The organism is Calothrix sp. 336/3 (assembly GCF_000734895.2).
GTDB lineage: Bacteria > Cyanobacteriota > Cyanobacteriia > Cyanobacteriales > Nostocaceae > 336-3.
On sequence record NZ_CP011382.1, the window covers coordinates 1083778 to 1105560 of the forward strand.

Here is a 21783-nt window from a genome sequence, read left to right on the forward strand (position 1 = left end):
TCCCTGACTCCTTTCCCGACTACTTCATGTCATACCCAAACAGATTGGGGTTAACTTCTCCCAAATTTAAATCTGCTAAACCATATTCTGCCCAGCGTTTATCCACGATCGCCGCCATTTCTGGGTCAGATTCTAGGGTAGCACCCCATTCATGTTCTGTTTCTGGGGGCATTTTTGTTGTGGCATCTATACCCATTCTCCCACCTAAGCCCAGTTTCTCACTGGCAAAATCCAGGGTATCAAAGGGTGTATTGGGTAAAATGAACACATCTCTGGTGGGATCTACCTTAGAACTAATTGCCCAAACCACTTGACGCGGGTCACGGATATTAATATCTTTATCCACGACAATGACAAATTTCGTGTAGGTAAATTGGGGTAAAGCGCTCCAAAAAGCTAAAGCTGCCCGTCGTGCCTGTCCAGGATAAGCTTTATCTATGGAAATAATCGCCGCTTTATAACTCAGAGCTTCCATAGGTAGGAAGAAATCCACAATCTCAGAAACTTGTTGCCGCAGAATTGGGGTGTAGATACGATTGAGAGCGATCGCCATCATCGCTTCTTCCTTGGGTGGACGACCACTAAACGTAGTTAAATATACCGGGTCTTTGCGATGGGTCATACATTGGAAGCGAACCAGGGGGGAATCTTCCACACCACCGTAATAGCCCATATGGTCGCCAAATGGTCCATCTGGCAGGACTTCTCCTGGGGTAATAGTCCCTTCTAGGACAAATTCTGCATCCGCAGGCACTTCCAAATCTACGGTTTTACACTTAGCTAATTGAACTCCCGAACCTCCGTATAAACCCGCAAACAACCATTCCGACAAATCCACAGGAATTGGTGTGGCAGCTGCCATAATAATTAATGGGTCTACACCCAGGGCGATCGCCACTTCTAATTTTTTGCCCTGCTCCGCAGCTTTGCGTAAATGTCTAGCTCCACCCCGCACCGATAACCAATGTACGGTCATTGTGGTGGAAGATTGCAGTTGTAAGCGATACACACCGACATTCGGCGTACCTGTCTCACAATCCCTAGTAATCACTAATCCTAGGGTGATAATCTTACCCGCATCGCCAGGATAGGGACGTATTAAAGGCAACTTATTTAAATCTAAATTTTCTCCCTGAACCACCACCTGCTGACAAGGAGGGAAAAAATCTCGACCAGGTTTAGCTTTCAGAACATCAAATAAAACCTTACCAAAATCTATCGCCTGGGAAATTTTCTTCGGTGGTTTGGGTTGCTGCAACATTGCCAACTTTTTCCCCAAGTCTTCCAACTCCTGGGGATGCTCCATATTCATTGCCCAGCATATCCGCTCTACTGTACCCATCAAGTTGACAGCAACGGGGAAATCAGCACCCTTGACATTTTCAAATAATAATCCTGGACCACCCTGTTGCAGCATACGGTTAGAAATCTCGGCAATTTCTAAATCTGGGTCAACAAGGGCAGAAATTCGCCGTAATTGTCCCCTTTCTTCCAATAATTTAATAAATCCGCGTAAATCTCTCATAGTTTAGGTAATTGGTTTGATAACAAAACACTCTTCCCCCTTGTTGCTTGTCATACTATTTCACAAAAATTATCCAACATATTTATATGCTGTAACCCTTGTAAAATCAGTATTTTTCAATTACGTAGCTGGCTCTTCGCTCTCAAAATATTACGAATTACAAATTACGTTAGCGAAGCTCTCCCGTTAGCGTAGCTCTCCCGAAGGGAGCAGGGAGCATTACGAATTACGAATTACCATCACCCCCTTCTCTCATCAAAAAAGGGGATATGAAAATATCCCCCAATTCGATAGACAAATCTTGATAACTATTTAGAGAATGGGAGTAAATTGTGGCTTTTCAGGTACTGTTGCGTACTCAGACACAATTTGTCTAAATTCGTCACCGTCAATGGTTTCTTTCTCAATCAACAAATCCACTAGGCGATCGGTGACAGAGCGGTGTTCTCGCATGATTTTCTTGGCGTTTTCGTAGCACTCTTCCACGATCGCGCGCACTTGAGCATCAATACGGGAAGCAATAGAGTCGGAATAATCGGAACGAGTTGTCCAATCACGACCAAGGAATACTTCACCACTCTGACTTTCCAAGGAAACGGGACCTAAATCAGACATCCCGAAACGAGTCACCATTTGGCGTGCCATTCCAGAAACCTGTTGCAAGTCTCCACCAGCACCAGTAGTTACTTCCGCACGACCGAAAACTATATCTTCTGCCGCACGACCACCCAAAGCGCCTGTAATCCTTGCCTTGAGTTGGGAACGGGTGATTAATCCTTGCTCCTCATTGGGGGTGAACCAGGTCAAACCTTGAGCTTGTCCACGGGGAATCAGGGTAACTTTTTGTACTGGGTCGTGGTCTTTTAACAGAGTTCCTACGAGGGCGTGACCAACTTCATGGTAGGCAATTAAACGCTTACTCTTGCTATCAACCAGGGGTGTACCTTCCATCCCAGCAACTACTCTATCAACCGCATCATCGATTTCTGAGAGAGTAATTCCTTCCTTGCGACGACGAGCAGTTAGAATTGCCGCTTCGTTGAGTAAGTTGGCTAAATCTGCACCAGTAAAACCAGGAGTCCGACGGGCGATCGCCTCCAGGGACACACCGGGGTCTAATTTCTTATTCCGTGCATGGACTTTCAGAACTTCCAAACGACCTTTGATATCCGGTGCATCAACTGTTACCTGTCTGTCGAAACGACCAGGACGCAGAAGGGCTGCATCTAGGACATCGGGGCGGTTAGTTGCGGCAATAATGATAATTCCGGTGTTACCTTCAAAACCATCCATCTCCGTCAGTAATTGGTTGAGGGTTTGTTCCCGCTCATCATTACCACCACCAATTCCTGCACCCCGTTGTCTACCAACAGCGTCAATTTCATCAATGAAGATAATACAAGGAGCGTTATCCTTGGCTTTTTTAAACAAGTCACGGACACGGGAAGCACCCACACCCACAAACATTTCCACAAACTCAGAACCGGAGATACTGAAAAATGGTACACCTGCTTCCCCGGCGATCGCCTTCGCAAGTAAGGTTTTACCAGTTCCAGGAGGTCCCACCAGTAATACACCCTTGGGAATTCTCGCACCCACAGCAGTAAATTTCTCTGGCTGTTTCAGAAAAGTCACCACTTCTTGTAGTTCTTCCTTCGCTTCCTCAATTCCAGCTACATCATCAAACTTCACCCCAGTTTTCGCTTCCATTTGGAAACGCGCTTTGGATTTGCCGAAGTTCATCGCTTGTCCTGGTCCACCAGGTAAATTGCTGGAGCGACGGAACAAAAAGAATAAACCAGTAATCAATAGTACGGGGAAGACGAGATTACCCAACAAACCCCAAATTGCCCCATCATTACGCATGGGATGAGCATCAAAGCTAATATTTTTTTCTTTCAGCTTAGTAATTAATTCTGGAGCATTAATTGGTAGATCTACCCGTACCCGTTGGATGCGGTTGTCAAGCTCTGGATCTACAGCTTCAATAATTGCTGTTTTACCACCTTCATACAAATCTACGCTTCTAATCCGATTAGCATCCAGATATTCCAGAAAACGACCGTAAGTCATCCGTGAATTAGCAGCATTTCTGGTCATCTCTGCTGGAGCATTCGCAAACGCTCCCTGCCAAAAGAAAAAGCCAATTACCAAAGCTGGCAATGTCCAGAGTACCGCGACTCTCCAGGAGAATTTCATTTTAATTTGCCTCTAGATACCGATAGAACTATGTAAAGGTTGAAGTTTTCTGAGATTTCAGGCAAAATCCCAAAATCTAGACCTCTTCCTGCTTTTGCTGACCATTGAGCCAGTAAACGGATATTTATAAATCCATTTTGTTTAATCTAATGTCTAGTATGGTTCGTCCTTGAGCAAACTGCATTACGACAAATCCCTACTTTCAACAAGAATCTTAATTAAATTTAACTTAATTTTAAGACAAAACACTAGGAAAAGTGAAAATCAGAATTTGGGAATAGCAATGGTTATTCCCTGACACCTTCATTTCCCGCAGTTTTCAGTCTCCAAGAAATGCACACCAAACACCTTGGCAAAGCTGAGAGCGACATCTTCCCGGACTTGCTCTATATGAATATCAGGCAGCCATTCAGCTAAACTTGCCACAGGTTTATCGGCAATACCACAGGGAACTATCTGCTGAAAACCTCTCATATTGGGGCAAACGTTTAATGCAAAGCCATGCATGGTAATCCAGCGACTGACTTTGATGCCGATCGCCGCCACTTTCTTGCCTTCAACCCAGACTCCAGTAAAACCGGCAACGCGCTCCCCTTGTAAACCGTAAATACTCAGAAGCAGGATTAAAACTTCCTCTAGTTGCCGAAGGTACCAATGTAAATCTTGCTGATGACGACGTAAATTTAAAATTGGATAACCAACTAGTTGCCCTGGACAATGGTAAGTCACTTCTCCACCTCGCTCAATCCTGTGGACTTCATAGTCTGTTTGTTGGGGGTCAAATTTCAAGAAATCTAGGGTTGCACCTTGCCCCAGGGTATAGACGCTTGGGTGTTCTAGGAGAATTAGTACATCCTCCAACTGCGGATTTTGAACACGTTCTGCCAATAGCGATCGCTGCCACTCCAGGGCTTCTAAGTAAGGTGTCACACCCCGCTTGTATAGCAAACACCTCGGATTTTCGGTTTTGTGACTGTACATCATAGGAAGAGGGAATGGGAAAGGGGAAAGGGAAATAAGCTACCGACATAAGCTTCAGTTTCTTCGTGAAACTGCACAGAATTAAACCCCTGCCCGATTTCGAGAATGGGGTGGGGTTATTTTTTCTATGCAGCTTCATATTAATTTGGTCTGAACTCTCAGCCATCGGAGTAAACAAATTTCAAGCAATGCAAAGGATTTTAAAGGAAAGTAACAGGAATAGGTTTTGTAAAATACAAAATGCTAGTTTAATGCTAGTTTGAATATATAACCTCAATGGTGTTGGGAGGAATTCTCTACAATAACCATCAAGCCAAGAAAATCAAAATGTATCCACTGGCTGATGACCCGGAAGTTAAAGTTGTTCGTATCCAATCAAAATAGATAGTTTTTTTGGGAAGGAAAAAGAAAATCAGGACATAGGATATCTCAGAATGGATAGTGGATAGTAAACCATCTTAGGTAGTGATTGAGTAGAGGTTAGTAGTTAAATAGACATTTTTTTCTGGTGTTTCTCTATCAATAAGAAATAGCCAGTAGTTAGCTATTAGCAGTAAATCCACAAACTATCTGTTGCCTTAACTTGATACAAAGGCTTGTCAGGGGAACATCTTAAAGATAATCCTAAGGATTGACTCCGACAGCAGTTATAGCCCTTACCGCAATTTCTTTTCTCCAAACTAAAATTCACATAAAATATTGAGCGGGAGAGTTTACATGAAGCTTGTCATCCACGGTAAAAACATTGAAATCACCGATGCAATCCGAGAATATGTGCATCACAAGATTGAGAAGGCGGTGAGTCATTTTCAAAACATCACGAATGAAGTGGATGTGCATCTGAGCGTAGCTCGCAACCCCCGAATAACTCCCAGGCAAGCGGCAGAAGTCACGATTTTTGCCAACGGAAATGTTATCCGTGCCGAGGAAAGCAGCGAGAACTTATACGCCAGCATTGATTTAGTTGCAGATAAAATCGCTCGACAATTACGCAAATATAAAGAACGTCGTCAAGATAAGAAAACTCAAGCCCCAGCAACCATAGAAGGTATAGTACAACCTGCGGTGGTGACAGATTTAATTGGCGATCGCACTCCCGAATTACCCAATGAGGTGGTGCGTACCAAATATTTTGCCATGCCACCCATGACCCTAGATGAGGCGTTAGAACAGTTACAACTAGTGGGACATGATTTTTATATGTTCCGCAATATTGAAACCGGGGAAATTAACGTTATTTACGAACGCAACCACGGCGGTTATGGAGTTCTACAACCTCGCAATAACAACGGTCATAGCAATGGTCATAGTAACAATGGTCATGCCAATAGTAAAGGGAACCAGATGCATATTGTGCATTAGGTGATGGGTAATGGGTAATGGAGAGATAACTATCTATTCCCTACCCCCTATCCCCTATAGCTACATACTTTGGATTGTTTTCAATGCTTCTTCAACGTGTCCTTTGAAGTTAAGCATGGAATCAAATACATATTGCACCACACCTTTGCCGTCAATCACGTAGGTAACACGACCAGGAAACAAACCAAGTATGGCAGTTGCTCCATATTGTTTGCGCACCTGGTCACCTTTATCGCTTAATAGGATAAAGGGTAACTGGTATTTGGCGGCAAATTTTTGGTGAGATTCTGGGGAATCGCTACTCACACCCACCACCTCTGCACCCGCAGCTTTAAAGACTTCGTATTGATCACGAAAAGCACAGGATTCTGCGGTACATCCGGGGGTATCATCCTTAGGATAAAAGTATAAAACTAGTGACTTCCCTTGAAAGTCCCCTAAGCTCACCGTGGAACCATTTTGAGAGGGAAGAGTAAAATTTGGAGCGCGATCGCCAATTTTCACAGCCATAAATTAAAATCCACCCAAGATAATTGCAATATTACTTAACAAAATTTTAACAGTGTTTGGTGATAGGTTTGACAGGAAAATATCTGATTCCTCCTTGAACTTAGCTCACAACAAGCATTCCCAAAAATAAATATGCGCTTAACCTCCCTAGATATTTTTCGTGGCATAACCATTGCAGGTATGATACTTGTGAATATGGCAAGTATTGCAGAACCCAATGTTTACCCCGCATTGTTGCACGCAGAATGGCATGGTTGCACCCTTGCAGACTTAGTTTTTCCCTTCTTTCTCTTCATCGTCGGTGTTGCTATGAGTTTTTCTCTCTCCAAATACACCAACGAAAATCAAGTTCCCACCGAAGTATATGGCAAAGTTTTGCGTCGTGTGGCAATTCTCTTTTTATTAGGTTTATTCCTGAATGGATTTTGGAATAAGGGAATATGGACATTTGATTTGAGTAGCATCCGGATTATGGGGGTGCTACAACGTATCAGTTTGTCATACCTCTTCGCTAGCCTTGTAGTACTAATTCTCCCGACCAAATTACAATGGGTCAAGGCAATATCATTACTCATTGTTTACTGGTTATTAATGATGTATTTCCCCGTTCCGGAATATGGTGCGGGTGTTTTAACCAGGGAAGGAAATTTCGGGGCATTTTTCGACCGTTTAATTATTCCCAAAGCACATCTATATAAAGGTGATGGGTTTAACTTTTTAGGTGATCCAGAAGGATTATTTGGCACAATTTCCGCAACAGTTAGTGTTTTAGCTGGCTATTTTACAGGTCAATGGATACGCAAAGAGCCAGTACAATCACGCACTACTATCGGGTTAGCATTATTTGGTATTGGTTGCTTAATTCTCGGCTGGATATGGGGTTGGCAGTTCCCGATTAACAAAAAAATCTGGACAAGCTCCTATGTCATATTTACCACGGGATGGGCATTGTTACTGCTAGCAGGTTGTTACGAAGTTGTAGAAGTCCGACGGTGGCGCAAGTGGGGTAAACCCTTTGAAGTGATGGGAATGAACGCGATCGCCCTGTTTGTCGCTTCAGTTTTACTGATTAAAATCCTAGTCAGAACCAAAATCGGTACCCCAGACAAAGCACTCACGACCTACGAATGGATCTATCAAAATATCTTTGCATCTTGGGCAGGAGCAGTCAACGGTTCCTTAATTTTTGCCATTGCAACGGTAGGGTTGTGGATGGGAGTCGCTTACATCATGTACAATCGCGGCTGGCTGATTAAAGTATAAAACTTGTCAAACTCACATGAATGAAAAAGCACCCCCCAAAATCGGAGAGCGCTTTTTCTCAAACCTACTTAGTTAAAACCCTTGAAGCGGATGATTAACCATTGATAGCGGGAGCAGACAGAGCAACAGGAGCTTCAGCGCCAGCAGCTAAGTCTAAGGGGAAGTTGTGAGCGTTACGCTCGTGCATTACTTCCATACCCAGGTTAGAACGGTTAACGATGTCAGCCCAGGTGTTGATAACACGACCTTGAGAGTCAATTACAGACTGGTTGAAGTTGAAACCGTTGAGGTTGAACGCCATGGTGCTTACGCCCAGTGCGGTGAACCAAATACCTACTACAGGCCAAGCTGCTAAGAAGAAGTGCAAGCTGCGGCTGTTGTTGAAGGAAGCGTATTGGAAAATCAAGCGACCGAAGTAACCGTGAGCAGCAACGATGTTGTAGGTTTCTTCTTCTTGACCGAATTTGTAACCGTAGTTTTGAGATTCGGTTTCGGTGGTTTCACGCACCAAGGAAGAGGTTACCAAAGAACCGTGCATTGCGCTGAATAAGCTACCGCCGAATACACCTGCTACACCTAACATGTGGAAGGGGTGCATCAAAATGTTGTGCTCTGCTTGGAACACGAACATGAAGTTGAATGTACCGGAAATACCCAAGGGCATACCATCAGAGAAGGAACCTTGTCCGATGGGGTAAATCAAGAATACTGCGGTTGCTGCGGATACGGGTGCAGAGTATGCAACACAAATCCAAGGACGCATACCTAGACGGTAGGACAATTCCCACTGACGACCCATGTAGCAGAATACGCCAATCAGGAAGTGGAATACTACCAACTGGTAAGGACCACCGTTGTACAACCACTCATCTAAGGAAGCCGCTTCCCAGATGGGGTAGAAGTGAAGACCAATTGCGTTGGAGGAAGGAACAACTGCACCTGAGATGATGTTGTTTCCGTAGATTAAGGAACCTGCTACGGGTTCACGGATTCCGTCGATGTCTACTGGAGGCGCTGCTACAAATGCAATGATGAAGCAGGTGGTTGCTGCCAACAGGGTAGGAATCATCAGTACGCCGAACCAACCGATGTAAATCCGGTTGTCGGTGCTGGTGATCCAGTCGCAGAACCGTGCCCATACGTTGGCGCTTTCGCGTCTTTGTAAGGTTGTGGTCATGGTTTTATGATTGCTTTGGATGTATTACGTAGGTTTGATTGCCTACTTGTTATTACCTTAACGACTATATTGAGTTTTGTAAACAAAATTTACTTAATTTTTAGAAATGTCTTGTATATGTTTTAGTTATGAGTGGAGAACGCTTGCCGTGAGCGACTTGTAAGGAGCGAAGTCGAGGTGAGTAGAACAAGTTACGGAGAAGAAGTTAAGACTTTCCCCTTCTCCATAGTCATATCAACCGGGGGGCCAAGCCATCTGACGACCTCCGAGGATGTGTAGATGCAGGTGGTAAACGGTTTGTCCTCCATCCTCACCAGTGTTGATAACAACCCGATAACCGTTATCTAACCCTGCTTCCTGGGCAACGCGCTTAACAATCATTAATAAATGCCCAAGGATTTTATGGTCTTCAGGTTCTGCGTCAGCGAGTTTTGGTATGGGTTTTTTGGGAATAACGAGGATATGAACTGGTGCTTGGGGGTGGATATCGCGGAATGCTAGGGCTAATTCGTCTTCGTAGACAATATCTGCGGGGATTTCCTTGCGGATGATTTTACTGAAAATTGTGTCTTGGGTGGTCATTATATTGTTTGTTATTCGTCAATTGTCAATGATAGGACGGATAATCAATACAATTCAGATAGTTTCTGCTTTTAATTTAGTGTTTAATCCTAGAATCCCCACCCTGAGGGGTCGGGATTCCCGCGATACGCTGGAAGTATAATTAAACTATTGCTGCTGTCAACTTAATTTCAAAAATTCTCTCAATCACATCTTCCACAACTTTATCGGGAGTGGAAGCACCAGAGGTGATACCGACCACTATTTTACCTTGGGGCAACCAATTATCTGCAATTGCAAGATTGCCACTTAATGGACGATGTTCAATGGTATTCTCTGAGAGAATTCTGCCTACACTATCAATATGAAAAGAAGGTACACCTTTTTCGATTGCCATTTCTTGTAAATGGGTAGTATTTGATGAATTAAATCCTCCAATTACCACCATTAAATCTAATTTTTCTTCCAATAATCCATACATAGCATCTTGCCGTTCTTGGGTAGCATCACAGATGGTATTAAAGCTTTGGAAATGTTCATTTAATTCTGTTGGACCATACTTTTTCATCATGGTCAGTTCAAATAATTTACCAATTTGTTCGGTTTCACCCTTCAACATGGTAGTTTGATTAGCGATACCGATGCGTTCCAAGTCCCTATCAGGGTCAAAACCTGATGAGCAAGCTTTGCTAAATTTAGTCAGAAACTCTTGGCGATCGCCACCGTTAATAATGTAATTCGCCACATATTCTGCTTGGGACATATTCAAGAGAATAAGATATTTCCCAGCAAAGGAACTGGTAGCTACAGTCTCTTCATGGTTATATTTGCCATGGATAATCGAAGTATATTCCCGTTTTTTATGTTTTTCGACGGTGTTCCAAACCTTAGATACCCAAGGGCAAGTTGTATCAACAATGGTACAACCTTTCTCATTTAGTACTTGCATCTCTTGAACGCTAGCACCAAAGGCAGGTAATATTACCACATCACCAGTTCCCACCACAGAAAAATCTTTGTTGCCTTGGTCAACAGGAATAAAATCTACCTGCATTTCCACTAGACGTTGATTGACTGAAGGATTATGAATGATTTCGTTAGTAATCCAAATTTTTTCCGTGGGGAAATGGGTACGAGTTTCGTATGCCATAGCCACAGCCCGCTCTACACCCCAACAAAAACCAAAGGCTTGAGCTAAACGGATAGTAACATCACCACGGGTTAAAGTGTAATTATTATCACGAATTTGTTGAATTAATTTACTTTGATATTCTGACTCTAACTGACTGGCAACTTCGGCTTGATGACCAAAACCTTTGCGATGATAGTTGTCGGAATGTTGTAGCGACCGTTTAAAAGCTTTTGTATCCATTGTATCCATGGCTTTTAGTTAAAAAACTCCTCTGTCCCATTTTCTCTCGACGGGACGCTTTTCTCCAATGTTAGGTCAAAGGAATTAGAAATGGATGATAGGGGATGGATAGTAAGTAATGCAATAGTTTTGGATTGGAGAAGGTTCTAAAGCCGAAGCTTTACCTATGACACTATTTTAGTTGTGTCAGTTCCGCGAAGGGGAAGGGGGAAGGGAGCAGGGGGAGAAAGAGTTTGAGCCTTATTTACTTTTCTTCACATATTTTAGTTGGCGTTGCACCGATTTACTTACTTCTTACTCCTTACTCCTTACTCCTTACTTCTTACTCCTTACTTCTTACTCCTTACTCCCTAATTCCATTTGACTGTATAACTGAAGAGCAGAACTCCAAACTAGATACCCTTGGGGACTCAGGTGTAAACCATCGGTTGTCAATTCTGGACGGAGGTTTCCCTGATTATTGACAAATAAAGGGTGTAAATCGAGGTATTTAACTCCTTGCTCAGTGGCGATCGCCTGAATTTTGCGGTTGAGTTGACGAATCCGACTGTTGGGAATTGCCAAAAGTTTATCCCGTCCTTCCCATGTAGCGTTTTCTGAGGCATGGGGTAAAATCGACTGGATGACAATTTGGGTGTCTGGATGCATCTGTCGCAGTTCCGCCATAATTTGCTGATAATTTTCTAAAATCACCTGATCACTGATACCGCGAATTAGGTCATTTATACCTATCATCACAAAGATAATCTTTGGTTGAGTTTGGTCAAATAAATTAAGTCTTTTTAATAAACCGCCACTACTTTCCCCGGAAATTCCCTGATTTAACCAATTTTTACTTTCTGGGAGCAATTCTAGAGGGAACCACAAACTTAGGGAGTCTCCTGCCAGAATACTTAAATTGGGTGGACGTTTCTCTGCGGCAATTTTTGCTTCCTGCTTGAGAACATCCAACCATTGTTGGTAATTTAATTGATGTTTTTTTACTTGTGTTGTGGGGTTTGTCTGGTTTTGACTTTTAATGCTGGTGATACCAAAAAAAGCGGTCAGACCTTGTTGCCGAGAAAGCAACAGAATAACCGCTAATATGAGTATGCCGTTACTCAGCAGTGATAGCACTGCCCATTTGGGAAGGGTGTTTGCAGAAGTTGACACGAGTAGCGAATTTAACTCAACCTTTTGAATCAGATTGTAAATCGCCTGGGAGAAAAAAGTAAGGGAAAGATGAAAGGAAGATAAGGGGTAAATCACAAATCACTTTCTATTCCCCATTACCTATTACCTATTTCCCAATGGAAATGCGATCGCCAAATTCTTCGTTATAAGCTTCTTCACCATGTTCGTTGATATCGAGTCCTTGCAGTTCTTCTTCTTCTTTAACTCGCAAACCAATGGTGACATCAAGAATTTTCAGAATTACCCATGTCCCAGCAGCTGCAACAATGTAAGCTGTGGCGATCGCGGCTAATTCGATGAGTAATTCCTGGGGGTTGCCGTAGAGCAAACCATTTTTGGCTCCAGGGTTAATGGTGGTTGTCGCAAACACACCAGTGAGAATTGCCCCAATTGTCCCACCCACACCATGGACTGGGTAGGTATCAAGAGCATCGTCTACGGTGACTTTATGCTTGAAGCTGACAGCATAGAAACAAACGAAGGCAGTAATACTACCGATTAAAATCGCTGCTACCGCCGTCACAAAACCCGCAGCAGGGGTAATTCCCACTAAACCTGCAACCGCTCCAGTTGCGGCACCGACTGCCGTAGGTTTGCCACGGAGAACTTTTTCTAGGATTAACCAGGTTAGTGTAGCGGCTGCGGCGGAAGTATTAGTATTAACAAAGGCTGCTACTGCCAAGTTATTGGCTTCCAGAGCGCTACCAGCATTAAAACCAAACCAACCGAACCACAATAGACCAGCGCCGAGTAAAATAAATGGCACGTTGTGGGGGGGACTTAAACGATCGGGATAGGTTTTCCGGGGTCCAAGATAGATTGCTGCTACCAGTGCGGAGACACCGGAACTGATATGTACAACCGTACCACCAGCGAAGTCTAGAGCGCCAAGACCACCTGTCAAACCGAGAAATCCACCTTGACCCCATACCATGTGTGCTAGGGGACTATAAATGAAAGTTGACCACAATAAGACAAATAGGGAATAGGCAGTAAAGTTCATCCGCTCGGCGATCGCCCCTGATATTAATGCTGGGGTAATAATCGCAAACATCCCCTGATAAACCATAAATGCTTGGTGGGGTATTTTGGCTGCATAGTCGCTGGTTTCAAAACCCACACCATTTAAACCCAACCACTGTAAACCACCAATAAACGCATTGCCGGGAGCAAATGCCAAACTATATCCCCACAATACCCAGGTTGTCCCCACTATTCCCATCAGAACAAAACTCATCATCAGGGTGTTCAGGACATTGCGCGATCGCACAAACCCACCATAGAAAAATGCCAATCCTGGTGTCATTAATAATACCAGTGCCGCCGATATAAGCACAAATGCCGTTGAACCAGGTTCTGCGGGAGGCGGTGTTTTTGCTGCCTCAGCCAAAGCCCCAGCCATGGGAAAACCGCCCATCATCACTAGAGCGATGGCTGTTACTTGCATAAATTTCTTCCACACTTCTTTTTGTCTCTCTATACCAAGATGTTTCTTTGTAACTACAATATAATGAGTATTCTTTTATACTTTTTCTGTATTCGGATATACTCAAATACTTTTTTGTTTTATCTCAAGCCCACTGTATTAACTTTCGACAAAATCAATGGCAGAATTTTCCATGGAAACGCCCTGAAAGCTTTTCCGGATAAGCAATTGTACGGACACTATATGGGCTGTTGTTTGGTTGAGGCTTGAACGCAAAATTAATGTAAGCATCATAGAGCATACAATAGGTATATGATACATTAGCTCTATGAATAGATGTAAATATTGCATAATTTATTCATAAATAGTGCATTTAAATAGGAAAAGAGTGGCTATCATGGCAAACCACTCTTCAAAACAAGCTTTAAATTTAGTAGACTCAACTTTCCTTTTTACAGGCTTTTAGAAATATTGCTAGATGAGGGGAAAGAAGAATTGTCACCATCGACATAATCTGTATAGCTATTGTCCTTGAGGAATCCACTGTAAGCTTCCATACCGTGTTCGGCAATATCCAAGCCTTCGATTTCTTCCTGACGAGATACTCGAATTCCTAAAGTGGCTTTAAGTAGCAACCAAGCACAGGCACTAAATAGGACTGTAAAGCCGCCAACGGAAAGAATACCAATACATTGGGTAATTAATGATTGGATTCCGCCTGTAGTCAGTAAGCCACTGGGACCAACGGGTTTACCAGCTAAATCGAATAACCAGGAGTATTTACCAGGACCAACAGCAAACAAACCAACGGCAAAAGTACCCCATGTACCACAAACGAGGTGGACGGAAATTGCTCCCACGGGGTCATCAATTCTCAGTTTGTCGATAAACACCACAGAGAAGACGACGATAATCCCAGCAATCAAACCAATAAACGCCGCACTACCGACACTGACGACAGAACAACCAGCTGTCACAGCAACCAAACCAGCCAGAATCCCGTTAATAATCATCGACAGGTCAGGTTTACCCAGGTAGAACCAAGCTGTTACGGTAGCTGCCACACCACCGACTGCTCCTGCCATATTAGTAGTCAGGGCGATATGGCTAATTGCACCGGGGTCTGCTGCCATCACAGAACCGGGGTTAAAACCAAACCAACCCAACCAAAGAATTAAACAACCCAGGGTGGCAATGCTCATGTTGTGCCCAGGGATGGCATTAATTTGTTTATCTTGATATTTACCAATACGTGGTCCAAGAATTGCTGCACCCATCAGTGCTGCCCAACCCCCAACGGAGTGAACCACTGTGGAACCAGCAAAATCATAAAAACCCATCCCAGATAACCAACCACCACCCCAAATCCAGTGTCCGGTGATGGGATAGGCAATACCAACTAACAATAAACTGAAGATGATAAAGTCAACGAATTTAATCCGCTCTGCGACTGCTCCGGAAACGATGGTAGCAGCAGTTCCGGCAAATGCTAGTTGGAATAAGAACTTGGCTGCTAAGGGGACACCTGTCCAGTTGAGAGCATCAAAAACACCATCGTATTTTTCACCGATCGCCGGACTATTATCTGCTCCATTCAACAGGAATCCAGATAAACCAACGAAGGGGTTCCCGTCCCCAAACATCAAGCCAAACCCAATTACCCAAAAGGCAATACTGGCTAGAGCAAAAACAATTAGGTTTTTAGAAAGTACGTTAACAGCATTTTTCTGCCGACAAAAACCGGTTTCTAACATACAGAAACCAGCGTTCATAAAGATGACTAGGAAAGCCGCGATCGCCACCCATAATGTATCAAGAGCTACTTTTAATTCACTGGTGCTGGGTCCTGGAGATGCTGGGGTTTGAGCAACTGCTGTATAACTCCAAGCTAGAACAATCAATACTGCTATAGGGAAACAAGCTTGCCAGCTAGGAGATAATTTTCGCAATTTTTGAGTCCCGATTTTCAACCAATTTCCTAAGGTTGTTGATGGTTCTCGATACTTACTTTTCCTATTCCTCGTTGGCATAATTTTTAGTACCATTTTCTCAACTATCCTCAGTCTCTATACGTACAGCACCAAAAGATACACACATCTCAACAGGTAACACACTGCGGTTGAGATAGCTTTGTAATCCGTTGCATAGGATTCACCGGCAACAAACTTACTAACTGAATCAATATCAACCTACTACAAAGCAAGGCTAGAGTTACACTGCCGTCCATAACATCTATTGCTTCTGAAATCCAGAGAGCTATGTATTTTTTGCAATTTATCTATTGTGTTAGTGAAATTTACACACCTTGATTCGTAGCTGATAAAATTCAGCATCTTCTACAAGACGTAATACTTAGAATCTTGTAAATAAACATTCGTGAATGCACTAGCAACATTTCGTTAGATTGTGTATTTTAGAACCCAGAAAGTCTGTATCTTCAAATACAGTTTTTTCAAGCCAAAGCAGATTTTTTCCTATTGCCAGCCAGTAATAAACCTCGAAAATGATTATTTTGACCGGAAATGTTGCATTTCCCTGACTTTCTCAGATGAGTATGAATTTTTAATAAAAAATTTATTTTTATTTTGAAAAGTAAAAAGTACGCATGTGACTTCAAAGTTGCGGTAAATTATCTGGAAAGGTAGATTTTGTAACCAAAGCAGCCGTTCTTAATTTTATTTATCAGCTAATTTTTACCATTCAATTCTGATGGGATACAAATATCACTTCGGAATTACATATTTACATTTGCTCTAGGTATTTTTTATAACCTAAATCTTCTAACTTAGTCTGTTTAGAGAGGACAGAATCACGAAGATTTTGGCGATAGTTTTGAACTTGTGCCAGTAAATCTAGATTATGAGTAGCAATAATTTGTACAGCTAGAAGCCCAGCATTTTTGGCATTACCAATGGCTACTGTTGCGACGGGGATACCTGCGGGCATTTGCACAATCGAATACAAAGAGTCTACTCCTTGGAGATGGCGAGTAGGGACAGGTACACCAATCACAGGTAAGGGAGTTAGGGAAGCCACCATTCCCGGAAGATGCGCCGCACCACCAGCACCAGCAATAATGACTTTGATGCCCCGTTGGTGAGCAGTTTGGGCATATTCCACCATCCTTTCTGGGGTGCGATGGGCACTCACGATAGCCACTTCACATTCCACAGAAAATTCTTCACATACAGCGATCGCCCCTTCCATAGTAGGCAAATCCGAATCACTGCCCATGATAATACCGATAACTGGAGCCATATTTTTTTGACTGAGGTGTAAAAATGAGTTTACCGGAAAAGCGTAAGCATTCCCCATTACTCCCTACTCCTTACTCCTTACTCCTTACTCATCCCTCATTCCCCATAACCTTCTATAATTAAGCCTGTTATGTCTGCAAATATTCAGCCTGTGACTACGACACCCCTATCCTCAAACACGTCCTTCGCCACTCAACGTCCTGATGCCCTAGGTAGGTTTGGGCGGTTTGGTGGTAAATATGTACCAGAAACTTTGATGCCTGCTTTGGCAGAGTTAGAAGCCGCTTACCAACAATATCGTCAGGAAGCAGGTTTTCAAGCTGAATTACAAGAATTACTCCGGGATTACGTCGGGCGCGCTACACCCCTATACTTTGCCGAACGTCTCACCGCCCATTATGCCCGTCCTGATGGCACAGGAGCGCAAATTTACTTAAAGCGCGAAGATTTAAATCATACCGGGGCACACAAAATTAATAATGCCCTAGGGCAGGTATTACTTGCCAAGCGTATGGGTAAACAGCGTATCATCGCGGAGACGGGAGCCGGACAGCACGGAGTTGCCACCGCTACGGTTTGCGCTCGCTTTGGCTTAGACTGTGTGATTTATATGGGTGTTCACGATATGGAACGCCAAGCTTTGAACGTTTTCCGAATGCGGTTAATGGGGGCGGAAGTACGCCCTGTGGCGGCGGGAACTGGTACACTCAAGGACGCGACATCTGAAGCCATCCGCGACTGGGTGACAAATGTCGAAAGCACCCATTATATTCTCGGTTCCGTTGCTGGTCCCCACCCCTACCCAATGATGGTGCGAGATTTTCATGCTGTGATTGGGCAAGAAACCCGCGCCCAAGCCCTGGAAAAATGGGGTGGGTTACCGGATATTCTCATGGCTTGTGTGGGTGGTGGCTCTAATGCTATGGGGCTATTTCACGAGTTTGTCAATGAACCTTCAGTACGTTTAATCGGTGTGGAGGCGGCAGGCTTAGGGGTAAATACAGATAAACACGCTGCCACCTTGACAAAAGGGCGAGTTGGTGTATTGCATGGAGCGATGAGCTACCTGTTGCAAGATGAAGATGGACAGGTGATTGAACCCCATTCTATCAGTGCTGGTTTAGATTATCCCGGTGTGGGACCAGAACACAGCTATTTTAAAGAGATGGGAAGAGCAGAGTATTATGGTGTGACTGATGAGGAAGCATTGGCTGCCTTCCAAAGATTATCGCGTTTAGAAGGGATTATTCCGGCTTTGGAAACTGCTCACGCGATCGCCTACCTAGAAACCCTCTGTCCCCAGTTAACGGGAAATCCTCGCCTGATTATCAACTGTTCTGGCAGAGGTGACAAGGATGTGCAGACTGTGGCGAAGTTTTTGAATCCTCAATAGGTAAAGTCTCAAGTCTCTGCCAAAAATGATAGAAATGCAATTTTTCAGAGAGAGCACCTTAACTCCCTCTGAATAGATTGCGACTAGATTATGATTTCAGTTAAGTACAGCTTTGACTCCAGGATAATCAGGGGGAGAGGTTTACCCCTAAGGAGCAACTAAGCTCTTCACAGAATTGACAATACCTCTTGTTTGATTCCGTAAATTGCGTACAGTTGTAATCACCGAGGGAATTTCCGCATAACCATGATTCACAACGGTATTCGCATTGGATAATCGCTGCTTATAGTTATCCTCACCAGCACCTAAATCAATATAGCTGATTCCCTGGGAAGACGCATATTCAAGAGTTTTCATCAGTAGAATCATTCCTGGAGAGTACTTATAGAAGTCCTGATTGTAACTACAAAATGAAGAATGAAATGCCGCATGGGAACGCATACCAAAATCCATTGCTGCTATTTCATCACCCACATATAAAACCGACAGCATACCTCCAAAATCTTTTGTTTGGGTAGCGTGTAGTTGTTCAACAATTTGAGTAATCCAAGCTATCTGAAAACGGTCATAAGTATTAATACGATTATAATACTCAGATTTCCATTTCATTAACAATTTCAATGCTGAAGTATCCGCAACATGGGATTCAAAACGAACCTTACCTACTTCTCGCTCAAATTTACGCAATTTTTTGATAGTTTTTTGAACCCAATTTGATTCCTGACTTTGTTGATTTACATAAGCATCATAGCCAGCAGATACATCAATTAAATAGGTGACTTCTTCCCTCATTTTATGGAATTGCTCCTCCCGAAGGAGTTGTTTTGGCATATTACAAAAGTTCCAAACCTTGAGGTTACAAGCTTCAACTAACTCTCGTACATCTAAATTAAAGCCTGATTTGAGTACTAATGTTTGATAGTCGGCAATTTCCCAAGCAATCGGTTGAGCAATGGGCCAATTCGTCTTCTCAAAAGGGAAAAATCCTACAATTTCACCGGCATTCTTGATAATCGCAACAGATACATTACTTCTCACCTTAGCAACCATTGATGTGTATTCTGAAGAGAAATAAGGACTATACAAAAGGGGATTATTTTTTTGTAAATCTGACCATGCGAATAGATGTTCTGCTGTAAGTTTATCCGCAGAAATAACTTGAATATTCATAGTAATAAATAATGGCGCTACGTTTAGGGAATTACTGTAAACAGTATAAGAGTTAACTATTTTCTTTTTGGTAAAGTTGTAATGTAGTTTTCCGTATTATTTGGCACATTAAATTAAAGTAAATATAAATAAAGTATTTCACCTTCGTGATAGTTACTAGAGGCAATCACAATCATAGATTTATATCTATAATTTTCGCATTTAAATTTTGCTAGTACGTATTTTGTACGGGCATTCGGTGCGCTATAAAACACGTACTAACACACCCTGCTAGCGTGACAAGACTAAAATGTTGTAACAATAAATGTTTGTAGTTGCGCTTTAGCGCCTTTTAGAAATCTAATGCATTATTTTATCTGTGTCAGTCCACCAGAATAGGAAATTTATTTCAAATATTAAATTATTATTATCAGAGAATATTGGAAAAGTTTTTGAAGGTATGATTATCCACTCTATAGACGTTTCTGTGGTTTCCCGTAGGATGTAGAGTTTTACGAAACGTTCCTCAGCATGACACCTAACACGGTTTGTGATTTAGCACCTTCTCAACTCGAAATCACATGGGTATTCTCATAGCTACCTATTGAAATAAAATAATCCTCTAAGGTTTACCCCAGAGGACTATCTTATATATGGTATTTGTTTGGTAGATGATGACAAAATGTTATGTCGAATATACATTCAAGTCTATTCCCTGTAATCAAAGACTTGCTAATTATGCAGAAATTACACCAAATGACTGGAGATAATTAAAATGACAGTCAAAACTTCTATCGCAGTTGCCACTTTTCTTACGCAGTAACTAAAGTTTTAACAGAATTGAGCATTTCCATGCTACGATTTCGCAAATTGCGCACTGTTGTAATCACTGATGGTATTTCTATATAACCATGGCATATGGTAATTGAATTATTTGCCACCCGCTCTTTATAGTTATCAGTTCCGGCACCAATGTCAATATGTTTCATTCCTTGGGAAGCAACATATTCAATAATTTTTAACTGCAAAATCATCCCTGGTGAATATTTGTAGAAATCTTGATTATAAATACTAAACCAGGAGTGTAAGACAGAAGGGGTACGCATACCAAATTCTATTCCAGCAACTTGATCGCCTATATATAATGCTGAGAGCATACCCTCAAATCTTTCATTTCGGGTAGCATAGACTTTCTCGACTACTTGTTTTAACCAATCTATCTGAAAACGATCATAGGTGTTCATACGAGCATATTGCTCAGATTTCCAACGCATCATTAAATTGAGAACTGACTCATCATCAAGTTGGGGTACAAAGCGAATTTCACCGAGATCTCGCTCTACCTTTCGCATCATTTTAATGGTTTTTTTTATCCAGTCGGAGCGCAGATTCCGCTCTTCTATATAGGAATCATACCCGGCGGATACATCAATTATATAAGATGGTTCTTCCCTTAATTTATGGAATTGCTGTTCAGGTAAGATAGTATTGGGCATATTACAAAAGTTCCAAATCTTGAGATTGCAACTTTCAACAAATTCCCTGATATCAAAATTAAAACCTGATTTTAAAACTAAGGTTTGGTAGTCGGCAATTTGCCAAGCAACAGGTCGAGCAATGGGCCAACTATTTTTTTCAAAAGGGAAAAAACCGACAATTTCTCCTGCATCTTTAATGATGGCAACTAAGACATCACCTTTTGCTTCTGCAACTATAGATGTATATTCTGGAGAGAAGTAAGGACTACCTAAAAGGGGATTATTTTGCTGTATATATGACCATACGGACAAATGTTCTTTTGTTAACTTATCAGCAGATATAATTTGAATATCCATGGTTGCAGATACTTATGTCGATTGTAGTAATTACTGTCTAAAGTATAGATTTCCACTAGGGATAACTGATAAATTTGTCATGTAATCTTCAGTACGATTAACTACTTTTTTGTTAAGGTAAGATGAAGCATAGAGAATAATGATGCAATGCATTGTAATCCATCTATGGATAACTCCAACGCCAAAGGAATTATGAAATTATTGAGCGTAAGTTTCTATGAATAGCTGAACTGACATAGATAAATCCTTGGGGAAGGGTGCAAATATTTGCTTCAAGGAGATAAAAACTAGATAGAGTTTGTTGCAGAAGATTGGAAGGTGACTCATGGTTGAGATACGGATGCCAATCCAGTTTCTATCTTCTTCCTTTATCTAACTGCTTAAAAGATAAATTAAAGCCCCTCCTCGGACATTTGAGGAGAGGTAATGACAAGTCTCAGTCAAGCTATAAAATCAAATTTAGTGCAAATCTAAATTTATCAGGACTTACATAACAGTACGTGATTATGAGCAATAGAAAATAATTGTCACAAACTCTGGGATTGCTCTCTTAGACTGGGTTGTAGTCCCTATAAAAAATACTGTTTACGTAAGTCCTGT

The 21783-nt window shown here is 42.3% G+C and carries 16 protein-coding genes; 3 read left to right on the forward strand and 13 right to left on the reverse strand.

The window, feature by feature from the left end:
- Positions 1–19: 19 nt before the first annotated feature.
- The 3 genes from IJ00_RS04340 to lipB form a co-directional block, all read right to left on the reverse strand.
- A complete protein-coding gene (locus IJ00_RS04340; RefSeq protein WP_035150448.1) occupies positions 20–1525 on the reverse strand; it encodes a UbiD family decarboxylase in 1506 nt (501 codons plus the stop codon).
- A gap of 312 nt (positions 1526–1837) precedes the next feature.
- A complete protein-coding gene (gene ftsH2, locus IJ00_RS04345) occupies positions 1838–3724 on the reverse strand; it encodes an ATP-dependent zinc metalloprotease FtsH2 (protein ID WP_035150451.1) in 1887 nt (628 codons plus the stop codon).
- A gap of 303 nt (positions 3725–4027) precedes the next feature.
- Positions 4028–4708 (reverse strand): lipoyl(octanoyl) transferase LipB, encoded by a 681-nt coding sequence (gene lipB / locus IJ00_RS04350; protein ID WP_035150453.1) that lies wholly within the window; start codon positions 4706–4708, stop codon positions 4028–4030.
- Between the two features lie 714 nt (positions 4709–5422).
- Between lipB and hpf the strand changes: the two genes are divergently transcribed.
- A complete protein-coding gene (gene hpf / locus IJ00_RS04360; protein WP_035150455.1) occupies positions 5423–6067 on the forward strand; it encodes a ribosome hibernation-promoting factor, HPF/YfiA family in 645 nt (214 codons plus the stop codon).
- A gap of 60 nt (positions 6068–6127) precedes the next feature.
- Here the strand turns inward: hpf and IJ00_RS04365 are convergent, their stop codons facing one another.
- Positions 6128–6577 carry a peroxiredoxin gene (locus tag IJ00_RS04365; RefSeq protein ID WP_035150458.1) on the reverse strand — a complete coding sequence of 150 codons (450 nt, stop codon included), beginning with the start codon at positions 6575–6577 and terminating at the stop codon, positions 6128–6130.
- 132 nt (positions 6578–6709) lie between these two features.
- Here IJ00_RS04365 and IJ00_RS04370 point away from each other — a divergent pair, with 132 nt between their 5' ends.
- The gene (locus IJ00_RS04370; protein ID WP_035150460.1) at positions 6710–7840 is read left to right on the forward strand and encodes an acyltransferase family protein; all 1131 of its coding nucleotides are present in this window, start codon (positions 6710–6712) and stop codon (positions 7838–7840) included.
- A gap of 94 nt (positions 7841–7934) precedes the next feature.
- Here IJ00_RS04370 and psbA read toward each other — a convergent pair whose 3' ends face one another.
- From psbA to purE, 7 genes are all read right to left on the reverse strand, one after another.
- Positions 7935–9017 carry a photosystem II q(b) protein gene (gene psbA / locus IJ00_RS04375; protein ID WP_035150464.1) on the reverse strand — a complete coding sequence of 361 codons (1083 nt, stop codon included), beginning with the start codon at positions 9015–9017 and terminating at the stop codon, positions 7935–7937.
- A 234-nt stretch (positions 9018–9251) separates the two neighbouring features.
- Positions 9252–9599 (reverse strand): histidine triad nucleotide-binding protein, encoded by a 348-nt coding sequence (locus IJ00_RS04380; protein ID WP_035150466.1) that lies wholly within the window; start codon positions 9597–9599, stop codon positions 9252–9254.
- 142 nt (positions 9600–9741) lie between these two features.
- Positions 9742–10950 (reverse strand): 4-hydroxy-3-methylbut-2-enyl diphosphate reductase, encoded by a 1209-nt coding sequence (locus IJ00_RS04385; protein WP_035158406.1) that lies wholly within the window; start codon positions 10948–10950, stop codon positions 9742–9744.
- A 336-nt stretch (positions 10951–11286) separates the two neighbouring features.
- On the reverse strand, positions 11287–12102 hold the full coding sequence (locus tag IJ00_RS04390; RefSeq protein ID WP_035158408.1) for an SGNH/GDSL hydrolase family protein: 816 nt from the start codon (positions 12100–12102) through the stop codon (positions 11287–11289).
- 127 nt (positions 12103–12229) lie between these two features.
- Positions 12230–13525: an ammonium transporter gene (locus tag IJ00_RS04395; protein ID WP_371259643.1), complete on the reverse strand. Its 1296-nt coding sequence runs from the start codon at positions 13523–13525 to the stop codon at positions 12230–12232.
- A 476-nt stretch (positions 13526–14001) separates the two neighbouring features.
- On the reverse strand, positions 14002–15579 hold the full coding sequence (locus IJ00_RS04400; protein ID WP_238178430.1) for an ammonium transporter: 1578 nt from the start codon (positions 15577–15579) through the stop codon (positions 14002–14004).
- Between the two features lie 712 nt (positions 15580–16291).
- Positions 16292–16807, reverse strand: coding sequence for a 5-(carboxyamino)imidazole ribonucleotide mutase (gene purE, locus IJ00_RS04405; RefSeq protein ID WP_035158411.1), 516 nt, complete (start codon positions 16805–16807; stop codon positions 16292–16294).
- Between the two features lie 150 nt (positions 16808–16957).
- Between purE and trpB the strand changes: the two genes are divergently transcribed.
- Positions 16958–18199: a tryptophan synthase subunit beta gene (gene trpB / locus IJ00_RS04410; protein WP_035158413.1), complete on the forward strand. Its 1242-nt coding sequence runs from the start codon at positions 16958–16960 to the stop codon at positions 18197–18199.
- Between the two features lie 147 nt (positions 18200–18346).
- On the opposite strand, the gene IJ00_RS04415 is transcribed toward trpB, so the two are convergent.
- Together IJ00_RS04415 and IJ00_RS04420 are read right to left on the reverse strand one after the other, a co-directional pair.
- Entirely contained in the window at positions 18347–19369 is a 1023-nt protein-coding gene (locus IJ00_RS04415; RefSeq protein ID WP_035150472.1) for a GNAT family N-acetyltransferase, read from the reverse strand.
- A 791-nt stretch (positions 19370–20160) separates the two neighbouring features.
- The gene (locus IJ00_RS04420) at positions 20161–21183 is read right to left on the reverse strand and encodes a GNAT family N-acetyltransferase (protein WP_035150474.1); all 1023 of its coding nucleotides are present in this window, start codon (positions 21181–21183) and stop codon (positions 20161–20163) included.
- Positions 21184–21783: the final 600 nt, after the last annotated feature.

Bases quoted from the DNA above. Each gene is read 5' to 3' on its own strand.
- IJ00_RS04340 (WP_035150448.1), bottom strand. From the start codon at position 1,525: ATGAGAGATTTACGCGGATTTATTAAATTATTGGAAGAAAGGGGACAA.
- ftsH2 (WP_035150451.1), bottom strand. From the start codon at position 3,724: ATGAAATTCTCCTGGAGAGTCGCGGTACTCTGGACATTGCCAGCTTTG.
- lipB (WP_035150453.1), bottom strand. From the start codon at position 4,708: ATGATGTACAGTCACAAAACCGAAAATCCGAGGTGTTTGCTATACAAG.
- hpf (WP_035150455.1), top strand. From the start codon at position 5,423: ATGAAGCTTGTCATCCACGGTAAAAACATTGAAATCACCGATGCAATC.
- IJ00_RS04365 (WP_035150458.1), bottom strand. From the start codon at position 6,577: ATGGCTGTGAAAATTGGCGATCGCGCTCCAAATTTTACTCTTCCCTCT.
- IJ00_RS04370 (WP_035150460.1), top strand. From the start codon at position 6,710: ATGCGCTTAACCTCCCTAGATATTTTTCGTGGCATAACCATTGCAGGT.
- psbA (WP_035150464.1), bottom strand. From the start codon at position 9,017: ATGACCACAACCTTACAAAGACGCGAAAGCGCCAACGTATGGGCACGG.
- IJ00_RS04380 (WP_035150466.1), bottom strand. From the start codon at position 9,599: ATGACCACCCAAGACACAATTTTCAGTAAAATCATCCGCAAGGAAATC.
- IJ00_RS04385 (WP_035158406.1), bottom strand. From the start codon at position 10,950: ATGGATACAAAAGCTTTTAAACGGTCGCTACAACATTCCGACAACTAT.
- IJ00_RS04395 (WP_371259643.1), bottom strand. From the start codon at position 13,525: ATGGCTGGGGCTTTGGCTGAGGCAGCAAAAACACCGCCTCCCGCAGAA.
- IJ00_RS04400 (WP_238178430.1), bottom strand. From the start codon at position 15,579: ATGCCAACGAGGAATAGGAAAAGTAAGTATCGAGAACCATCAACAACC.
- purE (WP_035158411.1), bottom strand. From the start codon at position 16,807: ATGGCTCCAGTTATCGGTATTATCATGGGCAGTGATTCGGATTTGCCT.
- IJ00_RS04415 (WP_035150472.1), bottom strand. From the start codon at position 19,369: ATGAATATTCAAGTTATTTCTGCGGATAAACTTACAGCAGAACATCTA.
- IJ00_RS04420 (WP_035150474.1), bottom strand. From the start codon at position 21,183: ATGGATATTCAAATTATATCTGCTGATAAGTTAACAAAAGAACATTTG.